The 13,149-nt window shown below is 33.8% G+C and carries 10 protein-coding genes; 1 reads left to right on the top strand and 9 read right to left on the bottom strand.

Annotated features, from left to right (window positions below; translation table 11 throughout):
• Window positions 1-2: 2 nt before the first annotated feature.
• The 7 genes from KO513_RS11450 to KO513_RS11420 all read right to left on the bottom strand — a co-directional run bounded on the left by KO513_RS11450 (window position 3) and on the right by KO513_RS11420 (window position 9,942).
• A complete protein-coding gene (locus KO513_RS11450; RefSeq protein WP_215913483.1) occupies window positions 3-2,918 on the bottom strand; it encodes an NHLP bacteriocin export ABC transporter permease/ATPase subunit in 2,916 nt (971 codons plus the stop codon).
• Window positions 2,919-2,928: 10 nt separating this feature from the next.
• A complete protein-coding gene (locus tag KO513_RS11445; RefSeq protein ID WP_215913482.1) occupies window positions 2,929-5,160 on the bottom strand; it encodes an NHLP family bacteriocin export ABC transporter peptidase/permease/ATPase subunit in 2,232 nt (743 codons plus the stop codon).
• A gap of 14 nt (window positions 5,161-5,174) precedes the next feature.
• Window positions 5,175-6,434, bottom strand: a complete 1,260-nt coding sequence (locus KO513_RS11440; protein WP_215913481.1) for an NHLP bacteriocin system secretion protein — start codon at window positions 6,432-6,434, stop codon at window positions 5,175-5,177.
• 11 nt (window positions 6,435-6,445) lie between these two features.
• Window positions 6,446-8,023 carry a TolC family protein gene (locus KO513_RS11435; RefSeq protein ID WP_215913480.1) on the bottom strand — a complete coding sequence of 526 codons (1,578 nt, stop codon included), beginning with the start codon at window positions 8,021-8,023 and terminating at the stop codon, window positions 6,446-6,448.
• A gap of 17 nt (window positions 8,024-8,040) precedes the next feature.
• A complete protein-coding gene (locus KO513_RS11430; RefSeq protein WP_215913479.1) occupies window positions 8,041-8,562 on the bottom strand; it encodes a cyclic nucleotide-binding domain-containing protein in 522 nt (173 codons plus the stop codon).
• Between the two features lie 215 nt (window positions 8,563-8,777).
• The gene (locus tag KO513_RS11425) at window positions 8,778-9,044 is read right to left on the bottom strand and encodes a hypothetical protein (RefSeq protein WP_215913478.1); all 267 of its coding nucleotides are present in this window, start codon (window positions 9,042-9,044) and stop codon (window positions 8,778-8,780) included.
• A 247-nt stretch (window positions 9,045-9,291) separates the two neighbouring features.
• Complete coding sequence (locus KO513_RS11420; protein WP_215913477.1) at window positions 9,292-9,942, bottom strand: helix-turn-helix domain-containing protein; 651 nt, start codon at window positions 9,940-9,942, stop codon at window positions 9,292-9,294.
• A 195-nt stretch (window positions 9,943-10,137) separates the two neighbouring features.
• Between KO513_RS11420 and KO513_RS11415 the strand changes: the two genes are divergently transcribed.
• A complete protein-coding gene (locus tag KO513_RS11415) occupies window positions 10,138-10,761 on the top strand; it encodes a hypothetical protein (RefSeq protein WP_215913476.1) in 624 nt (207 codons plus the stop codon).
• A gap of 50 nt (window positions 10,762-10,811) precedes the next feature.
• Here the strand turns inward: KO513_RS11415 and lanM are convergent, their stop codons facing one another.
• Window positions 10,812-12,686 (bottom strand): type 2 lanthipeptide synthetase LanM, encoded by a 1,875-nt coding sequence (gene lanM / locus KO513_RS11410; RefSeq protein WP_215913475.1) that lies wholly within the window; start codon window positions 12,684-12,686, stop codon window positions 10,812-10,814.
• Window positions 12,687-12,788: 102 nt separating this feature from the next.
• Entirely contained in the window at window positions 12,789-13,121 is a 333-nt protein-coding gene (locus KO513_RS11405; RefSeq protein WP_215913474.1) for an NHLP leader peptide family RiPP precursor, read from the bottom strand.
• Between the last annotated feature and the right edge of the window lie 28 nt (window positions 13,122-13,149).

Here is a 13,149-nt window from a genome sequence, read left to right as displayed (position 1 = left end):
TCTTATGCAATCTGTCTTTTTGCTAATTTGGAAAAAAGCCCATCTTTCTGAATTAGTTCATTATATGTGCCCGTTTCTACAATTGAGCCTTTATCCATAACGTAAATTCTATCAGCGTTAATTATCGTACTCAATCTATGAGCAATTACAATACGAGTTGCTTGAAGGTTATCTAAACTTTCTGATACTATATTCTGAGTACGATTGTCCAGAGCGCTAGTGGCTTCATCCATAAACAATAACCTAGGCTTATGAGCAATTGCTCTCGCAATCATTAGTCGTTGACGTTGTCCACCTGAAAATGTACCCGCACCTTCACTAACCATTGTATGCATTTCCATTGGCATCTGCTTAATATCCTCTTCCATACCAGCCATTTTAGCAGCGTCCCAAGCATCATCTAAAGTAAGTTCGGAATTACCAACAATATTCTTGTAAATACTTCCTGACATTAATGATCCATTTTGCAAAACCACTCCGATTTGTCTTCTAACCAAATCTTTATTCATTGATTCAAAAGAATTTCCGTCATAATAAACAGAGCCTAGTTCTGGTTCTTCAAAACCTAACAATATTCGCATTACAGTTGATTTTCCTGATCCTGATGGGCCAATAAAAGCCACCATTTCTCCAGCTTTTATCTTAAGAGAAACGTCTTTAAGAACAAGAGGTTGTTCTTGATTATATCTAAAGGAAACAGAATTCAATTCTATATCACCACTTAATTCCCCCGGGTCTGCACTTTGCTGAGATGATTCAGGTATCTCTTCCAAAATAGGCTTAACCCTTTCATATAGCGTTACGACATTGAGCGATGATATTAACGACATACTCATTTTTAAAGAATCATTTAAAAATTGATTGAAAGCGCTTATAAAAGCCATAAAAGCCCCAACAGATATCAGGCCTGTACTAGCAATAGTACTGGTAGTAAACATGTAATAGATGAAAGAAAAGAAAAATATATTTGTCAGTAATGGGTAAGAGCCATTAAAAACCTCTATATAATTTTGATAGCTTCCCGACCTAAATGCAAGCCGCTTTAATTTAGAAAATTTGGTTGCCCATAATGTAAATATCCTTTTTTCAGCTCCCGTTATTCTTATTTTAGTAATACCGGATAAAAACTCAAACAGAAAACCCTGAATCTCACCTTGTTCGTCTGACATCTCCCTATCATACCTTAACTTTAACCACCCAACTGCAGCAATAAAAACAACTGCCGTTAAAGCCAGACCAACTCCAATCCACGCTAAACTAGAATCATAATAGAATAGTAAACCAAGATTAACGATAGAGAAGGTTCCGCTTAACACTGCTGTTAGTACAGTATTAGAAAGAATTTGCCTAATAGCATTAATACTCAAAGCTCTATTAGTCAAATCACCAGCCGTATACTTTTTATAAAATGAAACAGGTAATCTTAGCAGATGATCCATCAAACCTCCCTGCAAGTTAATATTAGATTTAGTTTCAACCCTAAGTTGAAGTACCCCTTGTACTAGTTGTAAAAGTGCTGTAACAATTCCTATCATTAACATAATACCAAAAACCTCAAATAACATATCACGATCTGCGGTAGGAATTACATCATCAAACATGACCCCTGATAATATTGGTACTAGCAATCCCAGAAGGCTTCCGCCCAAGGCTGCAATGATTAAATATCTCGCATCCTTCTTAACCCCTTGAATTGCAAAATTCATTACTTTTTTAACTGAAGTCATTCTTGAATCAAAAGCAAAGAAAAACATGTATGCTATTGGTTGCAAAGACTCTGCTAAATCATTATTTACTAATACCTCTTTATTTGTTTCTGAATCTAAATAAACATAAGACGTAGCATCTCTTTGGATTAATGCTATTGGTTTTTTATCTTCTTTGGTAAATGCTAGTATGTGTCCATTTTCCTCTTTCCACCACGTGCCTCGAAGAATGATTTTTCTGATTCTTACATTTGACGCCTGCCCAATTGCAAACAACTGATTGGTCATACTATTATCATAGCTTTCCATAAACTTAGGAGCCACAAAGTCAAAACCAACCGTTTCTCCAATTTGTCTACATGCTGCTAATATTGGATTTTTATCAAGCACTTTAGAGGAAACTAAAGTTCCATTCTTCTTGGAGAAATTATTTGATACTATCCCTCCCAACTCTTGCAGCGTAGCATTTAGTTTTTCCCCATCTGTCTGAATTTTAGAAATAATACGTTCCTTTTCTTGACGTTTTACTTCTTCATGATTCTTAAGAATTCTTTTATAAAAATGGTTTTGAATATCATTCAATCCCAACATAAAGAGAATCTCATCCTGAAGAACCTCCTTTGTATCAAGAACCTCTACATTAACTTTACAGCTAAGGGCTTTTATATATAGCTTATTACTAACAGGAAAAGGATATGAATGTTGGGTATTAGCACCTTGAGAAACGCTATTGGCATATTTTGAGATTTCTCCCTCTCTAATACTACACCAAAAAAGTCCTTTAGTAGGGTATGAAACTTCACCCTCACCTAATGTTAAGTCTTTATTTTCATCTAAAGCCTTGTATATTCTTGGTATATTTTCCCTGTAAAGCTTATCCGCTAATTTTAATATCCATTTGTTAATATAGAATTTCAAAAATGTATGGTCAACATTCAAAAGCTCATTTCTATTAAGTTCTAATAATTTTGCCCCAGCACTGACCACCAATAATTTCATACCAGATTTCAAAGGTCGAGTTAAAAGACTGAACACCAACTCTCCTTTCCCCGCCCTATACAAATGATTTAATTGACTAGAATACGCTCCATTTATAGAAACATTTACGTAATAAATATCCACTTCACCAGAAATAACCATCCAAAAACTCTCATGATTTTCAAGAATTAGTTTCTTATTCGCTGACAGTATAATTTTTTTTCTTTCTATCATGAATATAATATTATTTTGAGCTGATCAATTCGGCATATAGCCCATTCTTTTTTAATAACTCGTCATGTGTACCTCGTTCTACTATCTTCCCAAATTTCAACACAACAATCTCATCACAATCTTTTATTGTGCTTAATCTATGTGCAACTATCAAACAAGTACAACCTCTTCTTTTTATGTTATCCATAACCAGTTTTTCTGATTTTGGATCTAAAGCACTTGTTGCTTCATCCATTAATAAAATAGAAGGATTTAATGTCAAAGCTCTTGCTATTTCCAGACGCTGCCTTTGTCCACCACTAAAATTAGCACCCCGCTCTGTAACTTCGCCTTCATAAGCATCTACTCTTTCTGCGATGGCTTCATGTATTTCTGCATCATGGGCAGATTTAATTATGTAAGATTCCGGCACCCTATTATCCCAAAAAGATATGTTTTCCTGAACTGTACCCTTAAAAATCAATACTTCTTGATCAATTACCGCTACAGATTCGTTAACGATGTGGCGGGGAATGTTTCTTCTTGCTATACCATCAAATAAAATTTCACCGGTCCATGGTTCATACAAACCGGCTACTAACTTTGCTATAGTAGACTTACCACTTCCAGACCCCCCTACCAGTGCAACCCTACTACCTGGTTTCAATTTTAAACTAAAATCTTCAATCAAAGCAGGCATAGCTGTACTATATCCAAATGAGAGATTCTTGATTTCTAAATGGCCAACTATTTTTTCTCCACTTATCTCCCATTCTTTTTGTGCATCGTGAGATTCTGATTCATCTTTTGATTCATCTCCTTCTGATTTTCTTTCATTAACATCAAATTCGTCAGAAGTCTCATAATTCAAAACGTCATCAATTCTATTCATATCCCCGTCAGTCTCCTGCAATAAACTACCCACAGTAACCAATTGATTTACGGGCCTCATGAAATTACCCATCAAGTATAGAAAAGCAACTAACATGCCCAGCGTCATTTGCCCATCCATTACACGCATAGCCCCTACCCCAAGTATTAGCGTGGTGTTTAATGACATTAAAAGAGGAGGTATAATATTCAATCTTATAGTAAGCCAACCTAGTTCTTGTTGTGCGTTTATTACTTTGGCCAAATAGCCGGACCAGTTCATAAAAAAATCATTTTCCCTTCCTGAGGCCTTTAAAGTTTCAATCATACTTATACCAGAAGTTGTGGTTCCTAGTAGTTTTCCGTTCTCATTAATCAATCTACGGTTGCCATCTTTTCTTGCACGAGAAACAAATTGAAGCGCTATTACATTAATAGCTGCCATGACTATACCTATAGAGGTCAATAGCACGTCATAGGAAAACATTAACATCGCATAAAAAACCACAACAATAACATTAAGCACTGCATTAGCTAGTTCACCACTTAAAAGACGAGCAACTTTATCGTTGAGGGAAACCCTACTTCCAATTTCTCCACTATATCTTTGTGTGAAAAAGGCTATTGGTAAATGAAACACATGCCACAGAAATTTACTAGAAGTAGTAAGTGCAAGTTTTGTCTCTAACCTTAATAAATAATACTGCTGAATATAAATTAAAGCCCCGTTAATTAGTAAGATGCCTCCCATTACAAGTAGCAGGGGCATAACAAAACCAGTTACCTGATTTACAAGATACTTGTCAATAAATATTTGTGTAAAAGAAGGAATGACCAATCCTGGAATTACCATAAACAAACTGGTCAATACTATAAAAATGACACTTAACTTAGAACTTGATATTCTGGTTACCAATGATGGAATTAATCCTTTCTTTTCATTACCTTTTTCAAATTTTACGGTTGGTTTAAAAGTCATAACCACTCCCGTAAAAGCTTCATCAAACTCTTTGTGACTTACATGATATCTACCTTGGGCAGGATCACTTAGATAAACTTTATCTTTTGTAAAACCCTCTATAACTAGAAAATGATTGAAATTCCAAAATATAATGGCCGGCATCTCCATCTCCTTTAATTTATCTATAGACTTAGCATACCCTTTTGATTCCAATCCATATTCTCGTGCTGCTCTTAAGATATTAGTGGCTTTCAGACCATCTCTTGATACCCCACAAGCAATACGTAATTTCTCAAGAGGCACAAATTTTCCGAAATACCCAAGAATTATACTCAATGCTGCCGCTCCACACTCTACCCCCTCCATTTGAAGAACAGTAGGAGTTTTCACCCTGTGGAAGTCTTTTTTTAGATTTAGAAGATTACTTATCATTTTAAAAGTCGGTTTTAGTAGAGGTCAAAGAATTTTTTTATCGCGGGTACTACGATTGTTGCCGGAGGCTCTGACTTAACCGTTACCTTGCCCAAGCAAGATGTTCCTTCATTAATCATAACTTTAGGTCCGTTTGCTGAGGTCCATTTAAAACCACTATAGGAATCGGGGTCCTTTTCAAACTCTACATGTACTTCAAAAGGAGCTCCCATACCCAATAAACCTTGTACTAGTTGGTCATTTTTTACAGAGGTCATCATACCTTGCTGCGTAATTGGGAAATCGGAAACATAAGTAACCTTACCTTTCATAAAACCGTAATCTTGAGGTTGAACTGTAGAAGGGGCTACTAACGCTTCCATACCCACTTCAATTTTCTTTCCATCTTGAGATGGTATAAACAGTACTCCTCTTAAACTACTAGCAACCTCATCAAAATTCTTAATCTTAAATAAAGGTGTCCCCTGACCAACGATAACACCTGCATCTGTTAATACTTCAACCACTTCACCGCTATATGAACTTCGAATGTTAGACTGTATCTCATGCCTAGTTTGTAGTTGTTCTAAATTTCTTTGTGCTTGAGCAATGCGCTGTTCTGCAAGCGTAATACGCTGGTCAGAATCAAAATCAAGGGTAGACCTCTGCGTTGAAGTCTGTGCTAATTGCGCTCTTAAACTTTCTATTTGATCATAAGCACCTTGTACTTGCTGCTCTGTATTTATAACTTGTGAGCTTGTAATGAGCCCTTTTTTCTGCAATTCTCTTTCCGTATCTAATTGGCGATTTAAAAACCCAACCGTCTTTTCCTGAGTACCTATTTGCTGTAGAATACTTGAACGTTGTTGAAAGATAAACTCTCCCTGTAACCTAGTATCCTGTAAGCCAAAGGATTTAAGTTGCTCAAGTTCCATCTCTCTTTCAGAGAGTAGAGCTACGGCCTCGGCAATTTGTTGTTCGAGTTCTGGTTGCTCAACGGCAGCAATTATTTCGCCATCTTTTATTTGATCCCCTATTTTAACTTTTAGGTTAATTAATTGTCCTTGAGAGGTTGAAACAATTTCATGTATTTCACCACCAAGAAGCACTCCGGTTACGTTAAGTTTTGTTTTTACATTACCCCAAAAAGACCATATAATGCCTGTTGCGAGAAATACGGTAATCGTAGAAAGCGCAATCCAAGCCCTTGGCCCTGTAACCTTTATCATTTGATCTAATTTCTCCGGGGTGGAGAGTTTTTCCAGTGCTGCTTTTCTAAAAAATGTAGGAGGCATGTTTTGTTTTTTTAATTATTATTCGGTATTGTATAAAACGTTTCATGACTAATTGATTCTACAATGGTATTTCCATCAATTGATACTACCGTACCCGTTTCATACCTAAGGTTTATTATAGCTACTGCAAACTGTTGTTGCGCAGTCAAATAGTCTAGATGGGCAAATGTTAGCCTTTCTTGAAACAAAATCAGATTTAGAAGGGTCGTTAAACCATTCTGAAACTTAGTTTGTTCATTCTCAAACACTTTTTGATAATACTCAAGTGTTTTTTTGGATTTTTCCAAAACCAACACGCGATTATGTAAGTTGTTGACTGCAACACTAACATTCATATCTATATTTCTAAGTAAATTATCATAAGTGATTTTTTGGTCCGCGAGTGCGATTTTACTGATAGATAAATTGGCTTTAGCAAGGTTATTATTGATCGGTAGTGAAAAGGTTACTCCTAAACCTACAGTATTATTACGCCCTTGTCTATTATCAAAAGCATTAAAATACTGCTCTAACCCACCACCGGTTGCAGCTCCTCCGTAAGTATAGTAACCTGTTAGGTCTAGTTGTGGAAGCATATTGTTTTTAGCCGCGCTCAATTGCAGTTCTAATCCTTTACTCGTGTTTTGCAAAGCCTTTATATCTGGCCTTTTTAATCTTGCCTGTTTAATAAACTGAGAAGTACCTTGTTCTTCTGAATAGTTAGATTGTGAAATAATTGGAAAATCACTTGTGGGGTCTCCAATAATTACACTTTCTTCTTCACTTATACCTACAGCACGCCCTAAATTTACCCTTGACGTATATAAATTTTGTTCCGCCTCTGTAGTTTGGCGTTCTTGGTCCACTAAATCTGCCTGAATTTGTAATAAGTCACTTTCTGGTTTCCTATCTGCTTTTACCAATTCTTGGGTCATCTCAAGCACATCACGTACCCTGTTCTCGTTATTTTTGTATATTTCTAAACTTTTATAAGCACTTAAATACTGCCAATAGGCTATTGCCAATTGTGATACCTCGTAAGCACTGTTCAACTCAAAGTTCAGGTTGGCACTTTCTATATCAAGTTCCGCAGACTTCTCATAAGCCGTGGTCACCTTTAATCCATTACCTTTTAATAGAGGCTGTGTTAAAGCTAGTGTTGCAGATGTAGTATTATCCGATAAGTTTGGCACTACTACTTCTCCAAAATCATTTAGCGTGTAATTATTGGAAGTATTCGTGTAGTTAGTACTTATATCTGCTACTAAACCTGTTCGGAATTTTTTTTGCAAACCAATTGAAAAGTCGGAGCTATTGCTTTCTAGATTACCTGCCGCGTACTGTCTTGTAGGGTCTGCATCAAAGAGTGTATAGGTGTTTTTGCTAAAATTATAACCTGAAGATAATTGGTAATCGAAGACACTACGTTGCGATTGAAAATTAGCTTCTGCTTGCTCAATTTGCAACGCATTACTCTGTATTGACGGGTTTTTTTCTATTGCCAATCTAGACAATAACAGCAAGTCTCCATCAATTTGTGTTTGGGCAATTAGCCCCAAGCCACTAACCAAAGAAAATATAGAAAAAAGTATTGTTCTCTTAGTATTCATAAGCATTGTTAGACGGATTATATTTCAGCAAATTTTTTCAGTATTTGACTAAATCTTGCTCCGGCCTGAGCAACGCCTTCCAACACATTTGTATCAATACTATCAAGGTCTTCTGGAGTTCCATAACCTAATTGATCAGTAGTTCTACGTAGCCTATCAGAAAGAAACAATGCAATGGCATAATAGAAATTAGCTTGAAACTGAACATCATGTTTCATTCTATTCTTAATTAGCTCTTTGGGAACAACAAAAACCTCACTAGTTTCAGTTGCTATCACAGAAACAGAGGGAGGTCTAGATTCTAGAAAAGACATTTCTCCTAAAATCTCACCAGAACCTATTTCTGCAATTTCATTAAGGTTAGATACCCCATCACGAATAGAAAGATTACCCGATAAAATAATGTAGAGGTTTTCCATATTTTTACCACGGTGTATAAGAATATCACCAGACTTAATGGTTTTCTTATGTCCATTGGTAATCATCCATTCAATATCTCTATCGTTTAGGTGGCCTAGTAAAAAAAGTACTCTTTTCATATGATTAATTTTATGTTATTTGGAGTCGTTTCTAATTAAAGCATAAGTAGTAGTATTAAACTTTTGAAAAGAAATGGTTTATATCTCGATTATCATTTGAAATTTATCTTATCTCTTTTAATCAAATATACCCGATGAAGAAGGTGTAAAACTGTCAAGAACACAGACAAATAAGACAGCGAAATATATCTATACATAAAACAATTGAAATCCCCTTATTTTTCGGGTTTCTGTCTTTTATCTTTTACACTTATAGAATGTGACTTTGGTGGAATATTTAAATAAATTAGTGAACTGTCAGATTGGTCTTCTACTTCAATTGAAACTTCTTCAGGCAACGTATTTGGTACACCTGTTACTTCCTCAATAGTCTTCACCGGGTCTTTTATAAGTTTTGTTTTAAAATCTGGGTTGCTCCAGCAGTGGCGGATAAGAAGATTAATTAAGTTCTTGGCCTGTTGTTGTTTATTGGTTAATGGCACTATAAAGAATTAAGAGGTTTATATAGCACCAAAATACCCCTCATAAAATTGACACTAATGACATAAAATCTGAACAACACCCTTATATAAGCCTATAATGACTAGAACTAAAGAACGGCGTGTCTAATTTGCATTTAGCACAAACATTAAAGAGCAAAAATATAAATGTTAGGGTTGTACACTAATAGACAAAAGGGTGTTTAAACCTATAATTTCATTAGTGGAGAAAATTGTATATCAATAAACCCTATGCAGGAATCAAATCTTTTGGCATCTTGCCATACTGCTTATAAAACAGTTTTGAAAAATAATGGGCATCTTGAAAACCTACGGCATAGGCCACTTCCGAAATAGTGCGATAGGTGTATTCTTCCAAGAGATTTTTTGCCTTATGTAGTTTCAGGATACGAATGTATTTATTGGGCGTAAGGGAGAGGAACTTTTTAATATTACGGTGCAATTGGCGTTCGCTTACAGACACTTCAAAAGCAAGGGCGAACAAACTTAACTGATCAGGGTTAGGTTCATTAAACACCACTTTCTCAAGGTCTAAAAGCCAGGCTTTGTCTGTTTGTGAAATCTTTTTAGGATCTACTTCTCCCGAACACATCTCCTGTACGTTTATATTGTTTTCATATAAATCAAAAATTAAGGGTCGTGCGGGCTTATTCGTATTTGCGGAAGACTTCTTAATAATTTCTTCTATTAGTGCTGCTATTTTCTGGCTATTTTCTAGCGTAATTTTAGCAACGTTCTCTTTTGAACTATCGCCAAGTATTTGTAATGCAGCTCTATTATTTGCCTCCATTATAGAAGATAACGGGGTTTTTATACTGTTTAGAATATTCAACAGCATCTCTGGGGAATTCCAGTCTATTGTATTGGGTTGATTGTTCATTTTTACAGTCTCCGGTTTAGTTATATTGATAAAACTAAAGATGCCATTTGTGTAAATACTGCCTGTTTTACAGTGAGAAACGACTCCCTTATTTGTTGTTATCAAGATATATTTGGAGACTGCACAAAGTGTGCAGAGAGATAAATTTAATTACTAACTTTGAACTTTGACTATCTAATTTTCTAAATTTTAAAAATGAAGAAAAGAAATTTTTTCAACTACTTAATAGATTTTTTAATTGTTGCATTTGGTGTGTTTCTTGGAACATACGTAAGTCAACATCAAACTCAAAAAAAAATAATTGAAAACAAGATTAAATCTGTTAATTTTATTCTTGATGAATTAAAAAATAATAGGGAAAATCTTTTAAAAGTTATTGAGTATCACGAGCTAATTAAGATTAGTTTTGACAGTATACAACCAACATTATCTGAAAACGATTTACAAACCACTTATTTTAAGAGTAAAAAATTTAACCATAATGAAATCAAAGAATGGAAAGGGTTTCAATTGGCCGAAATAGAAAGTATAGCCTTCGAAACTGTCAAAATTAGTGGCATAATTCAAGAAATGGATATTGAAATGGTTAAGGAAATATCAAAAATATATAAACAACAAGAAAATTACTCTAATTTCTCGCAATCTATTATAAATAGGATGTTAAGCATAGACGCCTCTACAAAAACTATAGATGTTCTTGGAACGTTCCAATTATTTACAAACGACGTAGTTAATTATGAAAAATTATTATTGCTTAATTCAGAAAAAGGAATAGAAAAAATTCAAACCCTACTAAGTTTAAAAAAGGAAGCGAATTGAACCTTGACATATTTCATGTAACTATAAAAAAATACTAACATCCCAAGATGTTACAAATTTAGAGATTTTCTAATTAATTTCATTTGATTTGTGTAATCTAAACGACTAGCTTTTCTAATCTTATCTCTTATACTTTCAATAGCGCTTGACTGAAAGATATTAACTTTATTTTTATTAGTTAACACCAAGTTCTCCATGTCACTATTAGTATAGAACACTGGAATATCTCTGTTTATAATTTGCTCTCTTTCCGACGCCAAGAGACTTATACAATTTTCATTTTTTAAATATGCTCTAGCCAAAATTTCAATTTTAAGGCCATATTTAATAGAGTCACTAAGATACTCTCGATTATTTAAAACATGTAAAATCTTACCGTAAACGCTTGTGGACCTAACAATGTGTCTTATCTCAAACCCTCTAAAATATTCTATTGGGGATGATTTTGATAAAAGCAAATTTTTATTGATTAAAATTAAATCATAGAATTTACGGAAGCCTTGTTCAATTTGTGTTTTATAGTTAAGTAGCCCAACTGGATTTCCGTCTAGACTTGGTAAATTTTTCACCTGATTGTTTATGAGACGCTTTTGAGGGACCTTTATCATATTATCCTTATTACAATTAACGATTTTTATGAAAAAAGAATTTTTATTACTTGGATTTGATAATCCAAAGCCACTTTCAGATCTGTACTCATCTTGACACGGCAATAATAAACTTTCTAATACAGTACCACTTTTTATATTTAAATTTGAGAATTTTATATCAGGCCCAATTATAGTTTCATGATCAATTAAGACAGGACAATTACCAAAAGCAATTATATTTTCATGGTGATAGTCCCTTGAATTTAGAAAATAAGTAATACCTAGAATTATTCCTGCACGTTTATAGTAAAGTTTTAAATCATCCGAATTTTCGCAATTTACATTCTCAATGTACTCCATCCATCCATATGCTTTTTTGTCAATAACTTTAAAACTTTTAAGATTCTCAGCTAAATTGGAGTTAACCCACTCTAAAAAATTATTATAAGCTCTACTAATTGCAATATTTGAGGGTTTATATACAATCTTGTTTGTATTGTTAAATTCAATGATTACAGTTGAACCGCCATTGTGTTCATCTCCAGAATTAAAATGAATTTTCTTTATTTCATTAAATTCATAATTGAAATTACAAGTTAACTCTTCTTTATCCAATTCAAATCTTATAAAGATGTTTGATACAAATTGAATATACTTTTGTGTTTTAACTGCCATATTTCTAGCTAACATTGGATATTTGAGAAATAAATCTCGAAATCTATTTTTCAAAATCTGCCGCACAAATTTTTGATAAAAAAAATCGTCCTTTTGATTGGTAATCCTACACTTTTTGTTATTGTCATCTCCTAAAAACCTATGAAATTCATCCATAAATACGGAAAATGACATTTCTAACAAGTCTTTGCTCAAATTCTTTTTTATTTGCTCTAATACATTGCTTTTGGGTAAATTTATTTTTGCATAGGTTAAATTTGATTCCAATTCTCTGCAAGTGAAATTAATGAAAGGAAAGAGTAGCTCATAAAAAGGTATATCGCTATAAAATCTGTCAAATTTAGTATTCTCCCTATTAATAATATTTATAATTTTTTCTAATGATTCCATCCATGAAGGTAATCTAATTATATTTGTACAACTCGAAAGCCTAGATGTCATTAAAAAAATATCATCCCTATTTAAGTTATTAATTTCACAGTATTTCTCAAAAGCCTCTAAAGAAGCGTCTTTACAGATATTTTCTTTCCATAGGTCTAAATAATTGTGCTGATTAGAGTTATTATCAAAATGGTTTTCATCCCTCTTTAAAACTTTTAACTTTTCATACGGAAGTAAAGATGTTAAAAAAATTTTTTGATAAAACAGTGCATCAGACATATAAAACAGATTGATTTATTGATAAAAAAAAGACAGTATAAGATTAGCCAAACATATCTTATACTGTCCCATATTAATTTAAATGAAGCAGACAAAGTAAGCCTAACTATTTATACATATACCAATAGACCTAAAGTCAAAAGTCCACCCTCCAGTATCTGCCATTTTACCTCCAGCAACGGCTTCTAGTTCTTCTTCAGTTAATTCAATATTTTCTAAGTTAGGTTTAGGCGGTATGTTAATATTCAAAAAATTAGGGTCAGTCTGATCATTGATTACTACTTTTCTATCTGTATTTACAGATGCCCCCAACCTTTCCAGTACTCTAACAGGGTTTTCGATTAGCTCGTTTTTAAAATTTTCGTCTTCCCAACATTTATTAATTAAGTCATTTTGAAATTTTTGAGTTGCTTCTACTCTTTCTGATAAATTCATAATTTTAAGGGTTTTATAATTAAACATT

The organism is Zobellia sp. B3R18 (assembly GCF_018860715.1).
In the GTDB taxonomy this organism is placed as follows: Bacteria; Bacteroidota; Bacteroidia; order Flavobacteriales; family Flavobacteriaceae; genus Zobellia; species Zobellia russellii.
Note: the sequence above shows the minus strand (reverse complement) of the source record. Positions and strands in the feature narration are given on the sequence as shown.

Excerpts from the sequence above, each read along its gene's own strand:
- KO513_RS11430 (WP_215913479.1), bottom strand. The coding sequence starts at position 8,562 with ATGAAAAGAGTACTTTTTTTACTAGGCCACCTAAACGATAGAGATATT.
- KO513_RS11415 (WP_215913476.1), top strand. The coding sequence starts at position 10,138 with ATGAAGAAAAGAAATTTTTTCAACTACTTAATAGATTTTTTAATTGTT.
- KO513_RS11445 (WP_215913482.1), bottom strand. The coding sequence starts at position 5,160 with ATGATAAGTAATCTTCTAAATCTAAAAAAAGACTTCCACAGGGTGAAA.
- KO513_RS11435 (WP_215913480.1), bottom strand. The coding sequence starts at position 8,023 with ATGAATACTAAGAGAACAATACTTTTTTCTATATTTTCTTTGGTTAGT.
- KO513_RS11420 (WP_215913477.1), bottom strand. The coding sequence starts at position 9,942 with ATGAACAATCAACCCAATACAATAGACTGGAATTCCCCAGAGATGCTG.
- KO513_RS11405 (WP_215913474.1), bottom strand. The coding sequence starts at position 13,121 with ATGAATTTATCAGAAAGAGTAGAAGCAACTCAAAAATTTCAAAATGAC.
- KO513_RS11450 (WP_215913483.1), bottom strand. The coding sequence starts at position 2,918 with ATGATAGAAAGAAAAAAAATTATACTGTCAGCGAATAAGAAACTAATT.
- lanM (WP_215913475.1), bottom strand. The coding sequence starts at position 12,686 with ATGTCTGATGCACTGTTTTATCAAAAAATTTTTTTAACATCTTTACTT.
- KO513_RS11440 (WP_215913481.1), bottom strand. The coding sequence starts at position 6,434 with ATGCCTCCTACATTTTTTAGAAAAGCAGCACTGGAAAAACTCTCCACC.